This window comes from Halomonas sp. TP35, from assembly GCF_052375975.1.
GTDB classification, from domain to species: domain Bacteria; phylum Pseudomonadota; class Gammaproteobacteria; order Pseudomonadales; family Halomonadaceae; genus Vreelandella; species Vreelandella citrativorans.
Genome location: NZ_JBQSUZ010000024.1, coordinates 1 through 18,419, shown reverse-complemented (window position 1 = coordinate 18,419; position 18,419 = coordinate 1). Strand labels below are relative to the sequence as shown.

17 protein-coding genes are annotated in these 18,419 nt (G+C 53.6%); 15 read left to right on the top strand and 2 right to left on the bottom strand.

All coding sequences use genetic code 11. The features are described from left to right. Positions 1 to 858: LysR family transcriptional regulator (locus ACT3RU_RS17375; protein WP_483392946.1), on the bottom strand; the 858-nt coding region annotated here is incomplete at its 3' end. Positions 859 to 1,032: 174 nt separating this feature from the next. On the opposite strand from ACT3RU_RS17375, the gene leuC reads away from it, so the two are divergent. The 15 genes from leuC to ACT3RU_RS17300 all read left to right on the top strand — a co-directional run bounded on the left by leuC (position 1,033) and on the right by ACT3RU_RS17300 (position 17,774). Further along, positions 1,033 to 2,484, top strand: coding sequence for a 3-isopropylmalate dehydratase large subunit (leuC, locus tag ACT3RU_RS17370; protein ID WP_087107468.1), 1,452 nt, complete (start codon positions 1,033 to 1,035; stop codon positions 2,482 to 2,484). A gap of 3 nt (positions 2,485 to 2,487) precedes the next feature. After that, positions 2,488 to 3,135, top strand: a complete 648-nt coding sequence (leuD, locus tag ACT3RU_RS17365) for a 3-isopropylmalate dehydratase small subunit (protein WP_192528582.1) — start codon at positions 2,488 to 2,490, stop codon at positions 3,133 to 3,135. Positions 3,136 to 3,251: 116 nt separating this feature from the next. Then, positions 3,252 to 4,331: a 3-isopropylmalate dehydrogenase gene (gene leuB / locus ACT3RU_RS17360; RefSeq protein WP_087107464.1), complete on the top strand. Its 1,080-nt coding sequence runs from the start codon at positions 3,252 to 3,254 to the stop codon at positions 4,329 to 4,331. A gap of 127 nt (positions 4,332 to 4,458) precedes the next feature. Then, complete coding sequence (asd, locus tag ACT3RU_RS17355; RefSeq protein WP_087107462.1) at positions 4,459 to 5,571, top strand: aspartate-semialdehyde dehydrogenase; 1,113 nt, start codon at positions 4,459 to 4,461, stop codon at positions 5,569 to 5,571. Between the two features lie 181 nt (positions 5,572 to 5,752). After that, the gene (locus ACT3RU_RS17350) at positions 5,753 to 7,360 is read left to right on the top strand and encodes a type IV pilus assembly protein FimV (protein WP_192528581.1); all 1,608 of its coding nucleotides are present in this window, start codon (positions 5,753 to 5,755) and stop codon (positions 7,358 to 7,360) included. A gap of 26 nt (positions 7,361 to 7,386) precedes the next feature. Further along, a complete protein-coding gene (truA, locus tag ACT3RU_RS17345; RefSeq protein WP_192528580.1) occupies positions 7,387 to 8,334 on the top strand; it encodes a tRNA pseudouridine(38-40) synthase TruA in 948 nt (315 codons plus the stop codon). Then, entirely contained in the window at positions 8,321 to 8,959 is a 639-nt protein-coding gene (locus tag ACT3RU_RS17340; protein ID WP_192528579.1) for a phosphoribosylanthranilate isomerase, read from the top strand. Before truA ends, ACT3RU_RS17340 begins: the two co-directional genes overlap by 14 nt. Before the next feature lie 192 nt (positions 8,960 to 9,151). Beyond that, entirely contained in the window at positions 9,152 to 10,339 is a 1,188-nt protein-coding gene (gene trpB / locus ACT3RU_RS17335) for a tryptophan synthase subunit beta (RefSeq protein ID WP_192528584.1), read from the top strand. 21 nt (positions 10,340 to 10,360) lie between these two features. Then, positions 10,361 to 11,164: a tryptophan synthase subunit alpha gene (gene trpA / locus ACT3RU_RS17330; protein WP_192528578.1), complete on the top strand. Its 804-nt coding sequence runs from the start codon at positions 10,361 to 10,363 to the stop codon at positions 11,162 to 11,164. Positions 11,165 to 11,256: 92 nt separating this feature from the next. Beyond that, entirely contained in the window at positions 11,257 to 12,261 is a 1,005-nt protein-coding gene (accD, locus tag ACT3RU_RS17325) for an acetyl-CoA carboxylase, carboxyltransferase subunit beta (protein WP_192528577.1), read from the top strand. Further along, positions 12,254 to 13,540 carry a bifunctional tetrahydrofolate synthase/dihydrofolate synthase gene (folC, locus tag ACT3RU_RS17320; RefSeq protein WP_192528576.1) on the top strand — a complete coding sequence of 429 codons (1,287 nt, stop codon included), beginning with the start codon at positions 12,254 to 12,256 and terminating at the stop codon, positions 13,538 to 13,540. Before accD ends, folC begins: the two co-directional genes overlap by 8 nt. A 27-nt stretch (positions 13,541 to 13,567) precedes the next feature. Then, entirely contained in the window at positions 13,568 to 14,305 is a 738-nt protein-coding gene (locus ACT3RU_RS17315; protein WP_192528575.1) for an SPOR domain-containing protein, read from the top strand. Positions 14,306 to 14,308: 3 nt separating this feature from the next. Beyond that, the gene (locus ACT3RU_RS17310) at positions 14,309 to 14,881 is read left to right on the top strand and encodes a CvpA family protein (RefSeq protein ID WP_192528574.1); all 573 of its coding nucleotides are present in this window, start codon (positions 14,309 to 14,311) and stop codon (positions 14,879 to 14,881) included. Between the two features lie 131 nt (positions 14,882 to 15,012). Then, positions 15,013 to 16,533: an amidophosphoribosyltransferase gene (purF, locus tag ACT3RU_RS17305; protein ID WP_087107440.1), complete on the top strand. Its 1,521-nt coding sequence runs from the start codon at positions 15,013 to 15,015 to the stop codon at positions 16,531 to 16,533. Positions 16,534 to 16,574: 41 nt separating this feature from the next. Then, on the top strand, positions 16,575 to 17,774 hold the full coding sequence (locus ACT3RU_RS17300) for an O-succinylhomoserine sulfhydrylase (RefSeq protein WP_192528573.1): 1,200 nt from the start codon (positions 16,575 to 16,577) through the stop codon (positions 17,772 to 17,774). 118 nt (positions 17,775 to 17,892) lie between these two features. Here the strand turns inward: ACT3RU_RS17300 and ACT3RU_RS17295 are convergent, their stop codons facing one another. After that, a complete protein-coding gene (locus ACT3RU_RS17295; RefSeq protein WP_087107436.1) occupies positions 17,893 to 18,180 on the bottom strand; it encodes a hypothetical protein in 288 nt (95 codons plus the stop codon). Positions 18,181 to 18,419: the final 239 nt, after the last annotated feature.

Here is an 18,419-nt window from a genome sequence, read left to right as displayed (position 1 = left end):
CTCCAGCGCCTCAATCATTTTTATCGCGGCGTTGGAAAGTGTCCGATTGGTATGCACCAAATAGCCGAGCGGCCTGTAGATGGGCGGTGTATCTATTTTTAGCTCGACCAGCTCACTAGTAATCATCCCCTCAGGCAGTAGGCTCCACCCAAGCCCAACACTGCACATCATCTTTAATGTTTCCAAATAGTTGGTAGCCATACTGACCTGTAGAGACAGGCCCGCCTTGGCAAAACGTTGCTCAATCAATGTACGGGTAAATGTTTTGGCGCTAGGTAGAACACATTTATAGTGACAAAGTGCTTCAAGGCTAAGGATAGAGGCGTGAGCTAGCGGGTGGTCGGGCGCGCAAACAAAACATAGCCGGTCATGCCAAAGGTTCACCACGTTTAATTGCTCAACAGGGTGAGGAGCGAGCGTCACCACGGCCATTTCCAGGGTGCCATCCTGCACGCCCTGGTAGGCAAACTCTGAATCCAGAAAATGCAGGTCTAGTTCTACTTCTGGATGGCGCTGGGTGTAGTTTTTTAAAACAGGTGGCAGGCGGTGTAAGCCAATGTGGTGGCTGGTAGCCAGCGTTAATCGGCCACCCACCTGGCCAGAAAGATTCGCGAGCGCTCGGCGGCTATCTTCTACCGCTAACAGAATTCGCTTGGCTTGTGGCAGTAATAAATGGCCTGCCTCAGTAAGCGAAATACGCCTGCCAATACGGTCAAACAGCCGCGTGCCCACCAGCGACTCCAGCGTGGCAATACGTTTGCTGACCGCTGGCTGCGTGAGATAAAGCTGCTCGGCAGCGCGCGAGAAGCTTTGTGTTTCAGCAACGGCTAAAAACGCCTGTAGGCTCTGGGTATCCACGTGGTGCTCACTATTGTGTGGTCAGTATTTATGTATTCCAGTATGGAATCATACCTATAAATAACATGAATTGCTTTTATGATCGCTACGCGTAACACTGGCTGCATCGTCACGTTAAGCAGCACGTAGAGGCTGCGATACCGAACTAGCAGGGCGCTTGCCCAGGAGAGCCACATGTCAGGTCAAACCCTTTACGACAAACTCTGGAACCAGCACTTGGTGAAGCAGCGCGATGACGGCACGGCGCTGATCTACATTGACCGCCAACTGCTTCACGAAGTGACCTCTCCGCAAGCGTTTGAAGGGTTGCGCTTGGCCAAACGTATGCCGTGGCGCTTGGATGCTAACCTGGCAACACCGGATCACAACGTCCCAACGACGACGAAAGAGCGCGCCGAAGGCAATAGCGGCATTAAAGACCCGGTGTCGTTGATTCAGGTTCAGACGCTTGACGACAACTGCGTTGAGTACGGAATTGAAGAGTTTAAAATTAACGACCCCCGCCAGGGAATCGTGCACGTGGTTGGGCCAGAGCAAGGCGCCACGTTACCCGGCATGACCGTCGTTTGCGGTGACTCCCATACGGCCACTCACGGTGCTTTTGGCGCGCTGGCTCACGGTATCGGTACGTCTGAAGTTGAGCACGTATTGGCGACTCAATGCCTGTTGGCACAAAAAATGAAGAACATGCAGGTGCGCGTTGAGGGGGAACTTGGCCTCGGCGTGACCGCAAAAGATGTGGTACTGGCCATTATCGGCAAGATCGGTACAGCAGGCGGTACGGGCTACGCTATCGAATTTGCGGGCAGCGCTATCGCGTCACTCTCCATGGAAGGCCGTATGACCGTGTGCAACATGGCGATTGAAGCGGGTGCCCGGGTCGGGTTGATTGCTGTGGACGACACGACGATTGATTACCTGGCCAAGCGCCCCTTTGCGCCGACCGCCGAGCAGTGGGAAGCTGCGGTGGCTGACTGGCGTCAACTGGTATCAGATAACGATGCCACGTTCGACAAAGTAGTGACTCTGAAGGCCGAAGATATCGAACCGCAGGTCAGTTGGGGAACCAGCCCCGAGATGGTGACAGGTATTTCCGGGCATGTGCCAGACCCGCACGCCTCGCAGGATGAAACTGTGCAGCGCAGCCATGCTCGCGCGCTTGAATATATGGGCTTGCACGCTAACCAAAAAATTACTGATATCAAGCTCGATAAAGTGTTTATTGGTTCGTGTACTAACTCGCGTATCGAGGATTTGCGTGAGGCTGCCAAGGTGGCTCAAGGCAATAAAGTGGCAGGTTCCATTAAGCTTGCCATGGTGGTGCCGGGTTCTGGCCTTGTGAAACGCCAGGCAGAAGCGGAAGGGCTGGATAAAATCTTCATCGACGCTGGTTTCGAGTGGCGCGAGCCGGGCTGCTCCATGTGTCTGGCCATGAATGCTGATAAATTGGGTGCAGGCGAGCACTGCGCATCGACCTCCAACCGCAACTTCGAAGGACGCCAAGGGTACGGTGGTCGTACGCACCTGGTGAGCCCTGCCATGGCGGCAGCGGCTGCGATTGCTGGCCACTTTGTTGATGTGCGCAGTTTATCCGCCAACGATGCTACCCACGCCCAGGAGGCTTAAGCCATGAAAAAGTTTACTCGTTTTGAAGGCGTGGTTGCCCCGCTTGATCGCGCTAACGTCGATACCGATCTAATTATTCCCAAGCAGTTCTTGAAATCAATCAAACGAACCGGCTTTGGCGTTAACCTGTTTGATGAGCTGCGTTATTTAGATGAAGGTCAGCCGGGGCAGGATTGCTCCAATCGCCCGCTTAATCCCGATTTCGTGCTGAACCAGCCGCGTTTTAAGGGGGCTGAGGTGTTGCTAGCTCGGCGCAACTTTGGCTGTGGAAGCTCGCGTGAACATGCGCCGTGGGCACTGGAAGATTTTGGTTTTAAAGTAGTCATTGCGCCAAGCTTTGCAGATATTTTTTACAATAACGCGTTTAAAAACGGGATCTTGCTGATCACGTTAAGCGAAGAAGAAGTGGATCGCCTGTTTACAGGCGTTGATGCTAATGAAGGTTATCAGCTGGATATCGATTTGGAGAACCAGCGGGTCATCACGCCGAGCGGCGAAATTCTTGAGTTTGAAGTGGACGCGTTCCGCAAGCACTGCCTGCTCAATGGACTGGACGATATCGGCATCACGCTGCAGGACGAAGATGCGATCCGTGCCTTTGAGCAAAAACACAAAGATGCTCGGCCCTGGTTGTTCCGTCAGCCTGCCTGATACAGCCGCATAAGCGTCATTCAGAATAGTTAAAAAGACATACATAGCGCGGTGCAACTCCATTGCACCGCGCTAAGCGGCGGTAAGCCGTGCTGACTCTCTATTAAGGATTTAACATGACCCATAAGGTGCTTCTATTACCCGGCGACGGTATTGGCCCAGAGATTGCTGCTCAAGCTGCGCGTTTGCTAAAAGCGTGCCAGGAAGCGGGTTTGGATATTGACGTTGAAGAAGCATTGGTCGGCGGCTCGGCTTACGATGTGCATGGCGACCCACTGCCTGCTGAAACGCTTGAAAAAGCCAAGGCGGCCAGTGCGATTCTGCTCGCTGCGGTGGGTGGCCCCAAATGGGATAAGATCGAAGACCTTTCCAAGCGCCCTGAAAAAGGTTTGTTGGGCCTGCGCAAGAATCTGGGGCTGTTTGGCAACCTGCGCCCGGCCATGCTTTACCCGCAGCTGGCCAGCGCCTCCAGCCTGAAGCCTGAATTGGTGGCAGGCTTGGATATCATGATTGTGCGTGAATTGACCGGCGGCATTTACTTCGGCCAGCCGCGGGGTATTGAGGAGCGTAACGGGGAGCGTGTGGGCTATAACACCTACATTTATTCCGAAAGTGAGATTGAGCGCATCGGCCGCGTCGCGTTTGAAATGGCCCAAAAGCGTGGCAAAAAGCTCTGCTCGGTAGATAAGGCTAACGTGCTGGAAGTTACCATTTTGTGGCGTGAAGTGATGGAGCGTTTGGCGCCAGAGTACCCGGACGTCGAGCTTTCGCATATGTACGTAGATAACGCCGCGATGCAGCTGGTACGTGCCCCGAAACAGTTTGATGTCGTTGTGACCGGCAATATGTTTGGCGATATTTTGTCTGACGCCGCCGCCATGCTTACCGGCTCCATCGGTATGCTGCCTTCGGCCTCGCTGAACGAAAGCGGCCAAGGCATGTATGAGCCTTGCCACGGAAGCGCGCCGGATATCGCTGGGCAAAACATTGCCAACCCGCTCGCCATGATGCTGTCGGTTGCCATGATGCTGCGCTACTCGTTGAATGAAACGGCCATGGCCGAACGCATTGAAGCCGCGGTGGGTAGCGTTCTGGATAACGGCCTGCGCACGGCGGATATCGCCGCAGAAGGAACGCGCCGTGTTTCGACGGTTGAAATGGGCGATGCGGTACTGGCAGCCTTTGCAAAAAGTTAAATGCGCTATAAAGCGCGCTAACTATTTGATATGAAAAGTGTGATGCCTCGGCCACTCAAAGAGTGGCCGACGTTATTTATAAGTTTTGTGTATAATATGTGTCTCATTCTTTGCTGGAGGACTTCGCATGTTGAAAGTCGGTTTCGTAGGATGGCGTGGCATGGTGGGTTCTGTGCTGATGCAGCGCATGCAGGAAGATGGTGATTTTAACGGCATTGAGCCGGTCTTTTTCACCACCTCCCAAGTAGGCCAGCCTGGTCCCGACATCGGCGTAGACGTACCTGCGTTAAAAGATGCGTTTGCCCTTGAAGAATTGAAAGCGTTGGATGTTGTTATTACCTGCCAAGGCGGTGACTACACCAAGCAAGTTTATGGCGACCTGCGTAAAAATGGCTGGCAGGGTTACTGGATTGATGCCGCCAGCACGCTACGCATGGAGGATGAAGCTACCATCGTGCTTGATCCGGTTAACCGTAAGGTCATTGATGCGCAGCTTGCCAAAGGTGCCAAGACCTTTGTCGGCGGTAACTGCACCGTCAGCCTCATGCTGATGGGCTTGGGCGGCCTGTTTGAAGCCGATATGGTTGAGTGGATGACCTCCATGACCTATCAGGCGGCTTCCGGTTCTGGCGCCAAGCACATGCGCGAACTGCTTAATCAAATGGGTCAACTGCGCGACAGCGTTAGTAGCGAACTGGCTGACCCCTCCAGCGCGATTTTGGAAATTGACCGCAAGGTAACGGCGGCCATGCGTGGTGGCGACTTCCTGACCGATAACTTCGGCGCCCCCCTTGCCGGTAGCTTACTGCCGTGGATCGATACCAAGCTTGAAAACGGCCAGAGCCGTGAAGAGTGGAAAGGCTTTGTTGAGACCAATAAAATTCTGGGTCTTGGTGATAATCCTGTGCCGATTGATGGTCTTTGCGTGCGTATTGGTGCCATGCGCTCTCACAGCCAAGCGTTCACCATCAAGCTGAAACATGATGTGCCTCTGGATGAGATTGAAGAGCGGATCGCTCAGCATAATGAGTGGGTCAAGCTGATCCCCAACGATAAAGACGCCACCATTGCAGGTTTAACGCCTGCCGCCGCTACCGGCACGTTGGATATTCCGGTGGGGCGTTTGCGTAAGCTGAACATGGGTGGTGAATACCTTTCGGCATTTAGCGTTGGCGACCAACTGCTGTGGGGCGCTGCCGAGCCGCTTAAGCGCATGCTCAAAATTTTGCGCGAACAGTAAAACAACGCAGCACATTAGCCAAAACCGGGGCGCTTTTAGCGCGCCGGTTTTTTTTGTAAGTGTTATAAATTAAACCGCCTCCATGCGTTACCTACTTATTTGTGTTAATTATAATTTGCATTCTGTGTTGGCATGCACCGCACTTGCTAGCGCGGTTTTCATAAAAAACGGATTGGGTAACGTGGCGAAAAAATATTCAAATTATCGCGTTTTCTTAAAAACGATCACACTGCTGTCGATTGCTGGGGTGCCATCTTTTGTGCAGGCAATTGAAGCCGGACCTGCCGAGGTGGAATCCTGGCTGGAAGCCCCGCTAAATGCCTCGTTACCGTTGCTTGACTCAAACGCCTACGCGCTAGACGAGCTAAGCGTACAGGTTGCTGATGAACCAGCGTTTGTCGCCTCTGGGCTTGAGTGGATGCCTTTGGCTCGTCAGGTGCATGCCGAGATTCAAGAGCAAGCGGGCAGTCGGCGCATTATCCTGCGCTCACCACAGTCGGTAACAACGCCCTGGTTGGATTTGCTGCTGGTCATTCATTCGCCCGAGGGGCAGAAAAAGCACGCGGTCACGTTGCTTTTTGACCCGGTTGACTACGCTAATTACCCGTTGAACCAAGCGGAAGCTGACGGCGTCGCGCCAAGCTCTGGCTCGGAAATGACAGAGCCTCTTCCACGTGCCGAGGTAAGGGTGCAAGAGGGTGATACGTTGTGGCGTATTGCCTCGCGTAGTAAGCCTGAGCGCGCGAGCGTTCAGCAGATGATGCTGGCACTGGTAGCGGTGAATCCTGAGTTCTTTCCTGAAGGCAATATTAATAGCTTGCGAACGGGCCAGGCACTGCGCTTGCCCGCAGCAGGGCAAGTACAGCTACGTTCAGCCGATGAGGCGGCTCACGCTGTCCAGGTCATGGTGGCAGGCGAGCAGCGCGCCAATACAACGGTGCCTCAGAGTATTCCGGTGGACGTTGAGGTTGAGACGCCACCTGCGCCTGAGCTGGCTACTGCCCAGATAGAAGCCGAGCTGACTCGTGCCATGGCCGGGTTTGCAGAGCAGCTGGAGCAAAGCCAGGCAAGCTTACTTACGGCTAATGAAGAGCGCGAGCAGCTTCGTCTTGAACTCAGCGAACTGCGTCATAATCTCAGTCAATTCATTGAGAATAGCGTGTCGGTAGAAGCATCTCCTCCTGTGCCATTAATGGCTGAGGCGAATGCTGCGGCACAGCCAATCGCTGACGTACACGGTGCGCCATCAAGTGGTGTTTTAAGTAGTATTGAGCGTTATCGATGGCCATTCATTGCCCTTGGGCTGGTACTGCTGTTGACGGGATTAATGTGGCGCAGAAAGCGGCGCGAGGCTGAAGAGCCGGTTGCTCAAGCGCATTTGACGGGCGCGTCGCTTGCCGAGCCTCAGGTGTTCAAACCATCGCCACCCATTAGTAATGATTTGCAAACCTCTACACTTAATATACCGTTATCTTCCGGGGCTCGTACAAGCAGTGCCGCATCAGACCATTTCAGCAGTTCCGCAAGTGGCACGGTAATACCCGAGAGGGGTGATGCTTTTGGCGCTAACTACGCTAAAAGTCAGGCAGCAGGTTTGGCAGGCCATGGCAGCCGACGGTATCCGCAAGAAGATGCGCTGTTATTAAAGGGTATGGACTTCAAGCGGGTTGAAGCGCCCGAGCTGACACCGTCTGAAACGCTGAAAAAAGTAAGCACAGCTCGCTCGATAGGCGCAGAGTGGGAAATTGAAGAGGTAGCATTCAAGCCGCAGGGTCGGGATAATGGCTAACCTTTCAAACTTTATGACGTGGCTTGATGACCCAGTTTTACCACTTTGATGAAACCCGGCCGCTGAAAGGCCGTTTGGCAATAGGCATTGAATATGATGGCACGCGTTTTTGCGGCTTTCAGCGTTTAAAGCATGCTGCTTCTGTTCAAGGCGCCGTAGAGGATGCCTTGGCAAAAGTGGCCGGTGCCCCCGTTCAGATACATGCCAGCGGACGTACGGACTCAGGCGTTCACGCCACGCGTCAGATAGCGCACTTTGACCCACCTACCGAGCGGACTGAGAAAGCCTGGATTTTTGGTGCCAACACCAACTTGCCACGCGATGTAGCCGTGCGCTGGGTAAAGCCTGTCTCGGATGATTTTCATTCCCGGTTGGGCGCGCTTGGCAGGCGTTACCGTTATTTGCTGCTCAATCAAATCAGTCGCCCTGTGCTTGAACGCACGAACGTAACGTGGTGCCGCGATCCTCTGGATGCAGATGCCATGCATCGCGCTGCGCAGGCTCTGGTTGGCGAACAGGACTTTTCAAGTTTTCGTGCTGCAGGCTGCCAATCCAAAACGCCATGGCGGCAAATGCATTTTGTCGAGGTGAAGCGGTTTGGTCCGCTGGTGGTCATTGATATTCAGGGCAATGCGTTTTTACATCACATGATTCGCAATATCGCTGGCGCCCTTGTCAGCGTAGGTCGTGGGGCGCAGGACGAAGGTTATATTGAACGATTGCTGGCGCTAAGGAATCGTAAGAAAGGTGATGTAACCGCTCCCGCGTGTGGGCTGCATTTTGTTGATTCAATTTACGACGAGCGGTTTGATTTGCCCATGGAGCCGGTAGGGCCTAACCTGCTCGCCTTTACCGGGGAGTGGACAGGCGAACGAGAACTGCCAGACACCCCCAGAATAGCGGCGCGGCGTAAACTGACATTTGCTAAAACAACGTCTGATCCCGCTCAGGAGGCGCTAGATGAAGACGCTTAGCCCCATGCGTACGCGGGTCAAGTTCTGTGGGCTTACCCGCAGTGATGATATTAAAAGAGCCGTAATGCTGGGGGCAGATGCGCTGGGTTTTGTAATGTGGCCGAAAAGCGCGCGCAGCATTACGCTTGAGCAACTTGAAACGCTTTCGGGTGAAGTACCTGCTTTTGTTACCCGGGTAGGGTTGTTTGTTGATCAATCCGTTGACGTGATTCAGCAGTGCTTACCGTACCTGGACATGATTCAGTTCCACGGTGATGAGTCTCCTGCGTTTTGCGCACAGTTTGGACGCCCCTGGATTAAAGCGTTGCGAATGCGTGACGATATCGATTTATCTCAGGCAGTTGTTGACTATCATCAGGCACAGGCGCTGCTGCTGGACGCCTATCGGCCGGGCACGCCAGGCGGCACAGGAGAGGTCTTTGATTGGTCGAGAATCCCCGCAAAACTGGCAAAACCTGTTATTCTCGCAGGCGGGTTAACGGTTGATAATATCGCCTCTGCCGTTCACCAAGTGGCGCCTTATGCCGTTGATGTGTCGGGTGGGATTGAAGCAGCGCATGGTCGTAAAGACGTTGAAAAAATGACACTGTTTATTCAGCAAGTCGCGTTAGCCGACGCCCGTTAAACACGCCGCGCAGTCTGTTTTTTTATGACGCTGCGCTCTATGTCCGTTTATTCAATTGTTGCCTGTTCTGGCAATCTTGTGAGGTATCCTGTGACTGTCTCAGCAACTGGTGGCGCTAATACTGTTTCTGAAACCGTTCCTGGAACCGTTTCTGACACGGCTTCCAAGACCAGATTCAGCGACCTGACCCGGATGCCGGATGCCCGCGGTCATTTTGGCCCTTATGGTGGCCGATTTGTATCCGAAACATTGAGCTACGCCCTGGAAGATCTTGAGAAAATTTACGTAAGCCTGCGTGATGATCCTGCTTTTCAGGCCGAATTTGATAATGATCTTGCCCACTACGTAGGGCGCCCGTCGCCGCTTTATCATGCCAAGCGATGGTCCGAGACGCTAGGTGGTGCGCAAATATGGTTAAAGCGCGAAGATTTAAATCATACCGGCGCGCATAAGGTAAACAATACCGTCGGCCAAGCACTGCTTGCCAAAAAAACCGGCAAACCACGGGTAATCGCTGAAACCGGTGCCGGGCAGCACGGCGTGGCGACGGCAACGGTTGCCGCGCGCTTGGGTCTTGAATGCGATGTGTATATGGGCGCTGAAGACGTGCAGCGCCAAAAGCTGAATGTCTACCGTATGCGCTTATTGGGCGCGCGAGTGATTCCGGTAGAATCGGGCACGCGCACCCTTAAAGATGCCATGAATGAAGCGCTGCGCGACTGGGTAACTAACGTTGATAACACGTTTTACATTATCGGCACGGTAGCAGGGCCACATCCATACCCTGAGCTTGTGCGCGACTTTAATGCGGTAGTGGGGCGTGAAGCACGCCGCCAGTCGCTGGAACAAATCGGCCGCTTGCCGGATGCGCTGATCGCGTGTGTCGGTGGTGGGTCCAACGCGATTGGGCTATTTTATCCGTTTGTTGAAGACGATGCCGTCGCGATGTATGGGGTTGAGGCCGGAGGTGATGGTGTTGAGACGGGCCGCCATGCTGCTCCGCTTTCATCGAATGCCCCGCGCGGTGTGCTGCACGGAAACCGTACCTACTTAATGTCTGATGAAGCGGGGCAGGTCTCCGATACACACTCCATTTCAGCCGGGCTTGATTATCCGGGCGTTGGCCCTGAGCACGCGCTTTGGAAAGACGTTGGTCGTGTTAGCTACGTCACCGCTATTGACAGCGCCGTGCTGGAAGCGTTTCGAGAACTGACGCAGATGGAGGGTATAATGCCTGCCTTGGAGTCAGCCCACGCGCTGGCGCACGCTAAGGTGCTGGCGCCTACCATGCGCCCTGACCAGCATATCGTCGTTAACCTTTCAGGCCGTGGTGATAAGGATATTATGACCGTAGCCAACATTGACGGTATCGAATTTTAAGGCCCGCTTTTAAGGACAAGCATGAACCGTATCGATCAGCGCTTTTCTGAACTCAAGCAGCAGGGCCGCAAGGCTCTGATACCTTATATTACGGCGGGCGACCCGGCGCCACAGTACACCGTTGGCTTTATGCATGCGCTGGTAGCAGCGGGTGCGGATGTCATTGAGCTTGGTGTGCCGTTTTCTGATCCAATGGCGGACGGCCCGGTTATTCAGAAAGCCTGTGAACGCGCTTTAAAGCAGGGCACCCGCTTGGTCGACTTGCTGGATATGGTGGCTGAATTCCGTCAGGCCGATACCACGACTCCGGTCGTGTTAATGGGGTATCTAAATCCTATTGAGCGTATTGGCTACGAGGCCTTCGCTGAGCAGGCTGAAAAAGTGGGCGTTGATGGCGTGCTAGTGGTCGATATGCCGCCAGAAGAGGCCGATGAATTGGGTCCGCTGTTAAAAGCGCATAATTTAGCAGCAATTTTCCTTGTGGCGCCTACCACTTCACCTGCGCGAGCCGCTACAATATGCGCCCAGGGTGAGGGGTACCTTTACTACGTTTCGCTAAAAGGCGTTACTGGTGCGGCAACCTTAAATGCAGGTGACGTCGCTGAACGTCTGGCACCGCTACGTGAAATGACCGACCTGCCGCTATGTGTTGGTTTCGGTATCCGCGATGGCGTAACGGCTGCTGAAGTGGCTAACGTAGCGGATGGAGTGATTGTCGGTAGTGCGTTAGTAAACCGTATTGCCGAAAATGTAGAAACGCCCGAAATTATCGCTGGTCAGCTTAGAAGCGTGCTAGCAGAGATGCGCACCGCAATGGACGCCTAACGCTGCCCCTCATCGTCTATACTGAAGTTGATTGACGACACTCATCAAGCTTGGCGCTGCCAGGCATGACGTAAAACGGAAGCCTTTTTGATATGAGCTGGTTAGACAAGATAGTGCCCTCCATGGGGCGTATCCAGCGTAAAGACCGTCGTGCCAGTGTGCCCGACGGCCTCTGGCGTAAATGTCCCAAGTGTGAAGCCGTTCTCTATCTTCCTGAGTTAGAGAAACACCATAGTGTTTGTCCGAAATGTGACCATCACTTACGGCTGACTGCGCGGAAACGCTTGGACTGGTTCCTGGATAAAGAAGGCCGTGAAGAGGTCGCGGCAGAGCTTGAACCTGTTGATCGCCTGAAATTCCGCGACTCTAAAAAGTACAAGGACCGCTTGGCGGCCGCGCAAAAAGATACCGGCGAGAAAGATGCGCTGATTGCAATGCGTGGTACGTTGGACGGTTTGCCGGTCATTGCGGTTGCTTTTGAGTTCACCTTTATGGGTGGGTCGATGGGAGCCGTAGTGGGTGAGAAGTTTGCCCGAGCGGCCACTATCGCGCTTGAAGAAGGTATTCCACTGGTTTGCTTTGCGGCTTCCGGTGGTGCACGTATGCAGGAAGCGCTTTTCTCACTGATGCAAATGGCCAAAACATCGGCGGCACTTGAGAAACTCAAGCAGGCCGGTGTGCCCTATATCTCGGTGCTTACCGATCCGGTGTTTGGGGGCGTATCCGCTTCGCTCGCCATGCTGGGCGACTTGAATATTGCTGAGCCCAACGCATTGATTGGTTTTGCTGGTCCGCGTGTTATTGAGCAGACCGTCCGCGAAACGCTGCCAGAAGGTTTCCAGCGCAGTGAGTTCCTGTTGGAGCATGGTACGGTCGATATGATTGTACATCGCCAGGAAATGCGTGCCCGTGTGGGCGGCGTACTACGCAAGTTGACTCATCAGGAGGCGCTTTCGTTAGCCAGTGAATTGACGGATGATGAAGCCATCGCTGAGCCAGTGGTTGATGAAGCACATATCGCCGATGCTGACGTAACGGTTGACGAGACAGGTCCGGATTCTATTGACAAGAGCCATGAACCACACCGCAATGCCTAAGTCGTTAGCAGAGTGGCTTCAGCATCTGGAAACCCTGCACCCTGTCGGGATTGATTTAGGCCTGGAGCGTGTGTCACGTGTTGCTGAGCGTATGGGGCTATTTAAACGCCCCATTGCCAATCGCGTTGTCATTGTGGCGGGCACCAATGGTAAAGGCTCGACGGTTGCCATGGTTGACGCGGTAGCTCGCGCACATGGTTGGCATGTGGGTACGTACTCCTCGCCTCATCTATTGCGTTACAACGAGCGGGTGCGTATCAACGGCCAGGAAGCTGACGACGCGTGCCTGGTTGAGGGGTTTGAACGTGTCGAACAGGCTCGCCTGGAAGCACCGGAAATTAGCCTGACCTATTTTGAAGCAGGTACATTGTGCGCGCTCTGGTGTCTGGCACAAGCTGAACTGGATCTCGCGGTACTTGAGGTGGGCTTGGGCGGTCGCTTGGATGCCGTCAATATCATTAATGCGGATGTTGCGGTCGTCACTACGATAGCCCAAGACCATGCGAGCTTTTTGGGAACCGATATTGCGCAAATCGGCCTTGAGAAAGCGGGTATATTTCGCCCATTGCGGCCAGCGGTATTGGGCAGTGAGTCGCTTCCCGGTAGCGTTGCCGATGCGGCTATTGCCTTGGCGGCGCCGGTTTACCGGTTAGGATTAGCGTTTAACCACAGTGCCGAGGAAAACAGCCATTTACCCTGGTGCTGGAGTGGGTTGACGGCAACGGGGGAGACGCTTTCTCTGGATGCGCTGCCTGATCCTGGCCTGCCTGTCGATAATGCCGCAACCGCGCTACAAGCGCTGGCGCTTACGGGGCTGACGCTAACGCTAAAAGCCACGCAAAATGCATTAGCCAGTGTTAATCTGCCAGGCCGGATGCAGTGGATAGGGCAGTGGTGCCTGGATGTGGGGCATAATCCTCACGCGGCGACCTATGTTGCTCGCCATTTGCCAGTACCGCCTGATACAGGACGGCAGTGGGCAGTGATAGGTATGCTCAATGATAAAGACGTTGATGGTGTTATTGCGGCGTTAGCACCACGTATTACTGACTGGGTCTGTGTAACGCTTGATGGCGAGCGTGGCCACACCGCCAATGAGCTCGCTGAGCGTATTAAAGCCCATGGTGGCTGTGTGCGGCTTTGTGCAGACTCGCCTGAAGCCGGTGTTGATGCCATGGCTGAGATGCTCACTGACAAGGATCGCATTTTGGTAACGGGTTCCTTTTTTACCGTCGCCGCTCTGTTAGCTCGATCACTGCCACAAGCCAGCCGTTCTTAAGGCGTAGTCCCGCTAGAGGGAGATGATATGAAATATGGTAAAACAGAGCGCATTAGCGGTGTTGTGATTCTGCTTGCGCTACTCGCAATCGTTGTCCCTTGGCTGATGAGTGACCCGGCGCCGCGTGAGGAGCGACAGCAACCAACGTTCATTATTGAACAGCCCATAGAAACGGCGCGCCGTGATGTGGACGCTCCCCAAATGCCCTCTACCATTAACCCTCAGCCATCTTCAAATGTGGCAAGCAATGATGGGGTTAATGCATCGATAGATGCATCTCCGAGACTACCTGACACTTCTCAAATTGATGCGCCCAGTGAAACGGAAACCGTCGCACAAGCGCCTACGTCATCTTCAAACACTGACGCTCCTCAAAATGACCCCATTGCCGACCTGGTAGCCTCGAATAGCACGTCGACATCCAGCAGCCAAAGCGCTGCAGGTTCTTCAAGTGCTAATTCTTCAAGTGCAGGCTCTTCAAGTACGGGTTCATCAGGGGCGGGTTCATCGAGTGCTGGACCAGCGTCTACACAGCAAGGTGGGTGGGCGGTTCAGGTGGGTAGTTTTGGCGATGCTGCGAATGCTCAGCGACTAGGTAGCCAGCTTACAGGCGAAGGGTTTAGTGTTTTCCAACGCCAGCGCGACAATAACTTGACCACAGTGCTCGTGGGACCTTACGCATCTTCAGAGGATGGCGAAGCGGCCATGGCCTTAATTAAACAGCGCGCAAACGTGCAAGGTCTGTTAGTGCGAGTAAGAGATTAAACGATGGCGCTAACGTGGATTGATGCTGTATTTCTTGCCGTGCTGGCGCTTTCGATGCTGGCCGGCTTTGTCCGTGGTTTTGTTAGAGAAGCGTTAGGACTTGGGGCATGGGTTGTTGCGTTAATGGTCGCCCGCGTATTGGCAGAGCCGGTCGCCGAGTTAATGAGCGGGTTTATCGAAAGTTTTGACGCTCGACTTGTATTGGCCTTTGCACTGGTTATTTTTGCGGTGATCTTGCTTTGCGGCATTGTTATTCGCTTGGTGCATGCGGCCATTGTATGGGTAGGCATGGGGCTTTTGAACCGTTTTGCGGGAGCTGTGTTTGGTATCGCGCGTGGCACGATCATCTTGCTGGTGGCCACGGTCGTTATTACGCTCACGCCGCTTGCCGAGCTTCAGGCATGGCAGCAAGCCTCGTTACGGCCCACCTTTATCGAGTTGCGCGATTGGGCGGTTAGCCAGTTGGATCAGTGGGAGCGGGAGCTGCCAGAAGCCCCCGCCTCTTTACGCGATATATCACTGCCTGACATTCGCCCGCATGGCAGTTTTGCGCCGCAGCCCATGGATAGTCAATAACGCCTAACAGCGTATTTTGCGCTTGCCTAACCGCTTGACGGGTACCGGTTAAACGCAAACGTATTAAAACGAGTTTCAAGAACGTACGGGCTTGTTTTGGCAAGCCATGGCACTAAAGCGAGGTAACTTGAATGTGCGGTATAGTGGGCCTTCTGGCCAAGCAGGCGGTAAATCAGGGAATCTACGATGCCCTGACCGTACTTCAGCATCGCGGCCAGGACGCTGCCGGTATGATGACCTGGAGCGAGGGACGCTTCTTACTGCGCAAGAGCAATGGGCTAGTGCGCGATGTCTTCCACACCCGCCATATGGCTCGCCTTAAGGGCAACCTGGGCATTGGTCACGTACGTTATCCTACCGCTGGTTCATCCAGCGAAGCGGAATCTCAGCCGTTTTATGTCAACTCGCCTTACGGTATTGCGTTGGCCCATAACGGTAACCTGACCAACTCTGAACAGTTGAAGCAGGAGCTTTTCTCAACCGATTTACGGCACATCAATACCAGCTCCGACTCTGAAGTATTGCTTAACGTGTTTGCCCATGAGTTGGGTAAGCAAGGCCTGCATCTGGAAGCGGAAGATATTTTTGATGCGGTACGTAGAGTGCACCGGCGCTGCAAAGGCGGCTACGCGGCGGTCGCGATCATTAACGGTTTTGGTATGGTGGCATTTCGTGATCCTCACGGCATTCGTCCAGTGGTGTTTGGTACTCGCCAAACGGACGAAGGGCAGGATGTCATGATTGCTTCTGAGTCGGTCGCGCTAGACGTGGGCGGCTTTGAGCTTGAGCGTGACCTGTCACCCGGCGAAGCGATATTTGTGGATATGCAGGGCCAGTGCCATACGCAGGTATGTGCTGACCGTCCACAGCTGAGCTCGTGTATTTTCGAGCATGTATATCTGGCACGCCCTGACTCCATTCTGGACGGTGCCTACGTCTACGGCACGCGCATGCAAATGGGTCGCAAGCTGGGCGACCGAATCCTGAACGAATGGCCTGATCACGATATTGATGTTGTGATTCCCATTCCGGATACGTCCCGTACCTCCGCGCTGGAAATGGCGCAGCACCTTGGGGTGACGTATCGCGAAGGCTTTATGAAGAACCGCTATATTGGCCGTACGTTTATCATGCCTGGCCAAACTCAGCGTAAGAAATCGGTACGCCAAAAACTCAACGCCATCGACATTGAGTTCAAAGGCAAGAACGTGCTGCTGGTGGATGACTCGATTGTACGTGGTACGACCTGTAAGCAGATTATTCAGATGGCTCGAGATGCGGGTGCGCGTAAGGTTTACTTTGCCTCCGCTGCACCGCCTGTGCGCTACCCTAATGTATACGGTATCGACATGCCTGCGGCGGTGGAGTTAATTGCCCATGGCCGCACTGAAGATGAAGTAGGCGAGCTGATTGGCGCTGACCGAATTTTCTACCAGGATCTGGAAGACCTGAAAGATGCCTGTCGCGAAGTAAATCCGGAAATGGAATCCTTCGACTGCTCGGTCTTTGATGGCAAGTATGTTACGGGGGATATCGATGAAGCGTATCTGGCCGTGCTTGAAGCCAGCCGGAACGATGCCGCGAAAGATCAAAGTGCGGGTGATCATGCGCTGGTCGATATGCACAATCAGGATGATGACCTCGACGACTAAGGACAGGTCACGGATGTTTACTGAAAACAAGGGGTACGTCCATGCACAATGACAGCCAACAGGATGAGTGGTCGTTAGAGACGCTGGCGATCCGTGCAGGCCATCATCGCACCTTCGAGCAAGAGCATGCGGAGCCTATTTTTCCGACCTCTAGCTTTGTCTATGAAAGCGCTGCGGAAGCAGCGCGTAAGTTTGGTGGGCAAGAGCCTGGTAACGTTTATTCGCGTTTTACGAACCCCACTGTACATACTTTCGAGCGCCGCTTGGCAGCACTTGAAGGTGGGGAACGCTGTGTGGCAACAAGTTCGGGTATGTCGGCCATTTTATCGACGGCGCTTGCGTTATTGTCTGCAGGCGATGAAATCGTGGCATCGCGTTCGCTTTTTGGCTCGACCGTCAGCCTGTTCGATAAGTACCTGGGCAAGTTTGGCATCACCACCCGCTACGTTGAACTCTCTAATGTAGAAGCGTGGGAAGCGGCTATTACGCCCAAAACTCGGCTCCTGTTTGCAGAAACGCCTTCAAACCCGCTTTCCGAGATTGCCGATATCCCGGCGCTTGCTGCCATAGCAAAACGTAATAATGCCCTTTTGGCCATTGATAACTGCTTTTTGACACCTGCGCTGCAGCAGCCTCTTGCGTTGGGTGCCGACCTCGTCATCCACTCCGCGACCAAGTACCTTGACGGTCAAGGGCGGGCCATCGGTGGCGCTGTCGTGGGTAAGCATGATGTGCTGGAAGAAGTCTTCGGCGTGGTTCGCACCTGTGGACCTTGTCTCAGTCCCTTTAATGCCTGGATATTTACCAAAGGGCTGGAAACACTCTCGCTACGGATGAAAGCCCATTGTGAAAATGCGCTCACGTTGGCGCGCTGGCTGGAAGACCATCCTGCGGTAAGTAAAGTGCATTACAGCGGTTTGGAAACGCATCCGCAGCATACGCTCGCCAAACAGCAACAGAAAGGCTTTGGTGCTGTGCTTGGGTTTGAGGTTGTTAATGGGCAGGAGGGCGCTTGGCAGGTGATTGATGCGACTCGTCTATTATCCATCACCGGTAACCTGGGGGATGTAAAAACGACGATTACCCATCCCGCGACGACCACGCATGGACGCTTATCCGATGCGCAAAAAGAGGCGGCGGGAATTGTTCCAGGGTTAATTCGTGTGGCGGTGGGACTGGAAAGCCAGCAGGACATTCAGCGTGATTTAGCGCGTGGCCTCGATGTGCTAGCAGCGGAATAAGGCTGACAATATAAGCTCTGCTTTATCGTTAGGCTTGCTTTATTGGCATAAAAAACCCCACGTGCGTGGGGTTTTTTGCGACAGATCTGCTTTCTAGAAGCTGTCAGTATTGCCAGCCTTACGAGTTAAGGCTGTGCAGGTCATTACCTTTAATTGTGCGGTCTGCTACTGTTTGCTGGCTTTCGTCGAAAGAGGCATCAAGTACCTCGTTTTGAGCCTGGCCGCCATTGATCGCAGGCAAGTCCGATGGGGACAGGGTGAGGTCTTCCTGGCTGTAATGGGCAGTAGACGTCGGGATCATTACGGTGTTCAGTTTCTCTGAACCACGCTCAGCCAGTGCAGCTGCTGAAAAGGTAGTGGCAGACAAGGCGATTGCAATAGCGGCGACAGTGGTAACTTTTTTCATGATATAAACCTCATTAGTGTGTAGTTGTTCTCCCATGCATGGTGTGCTTTTTGCCAAGTCACTTGAGAACATGACGATATTGTAAGCCTGCAAACTAGATAATAAAATTGATTAAAAATACACGAACCATTCTAAAAAATTGAATTAATTTCAATGGTGTTACAGAAAGTGCTTTTTTCTTGTTTTTTTTCAATGCTCCTTGCCTCTGGTTTTTAAATCCTCCGGCACCTATCAGTAGG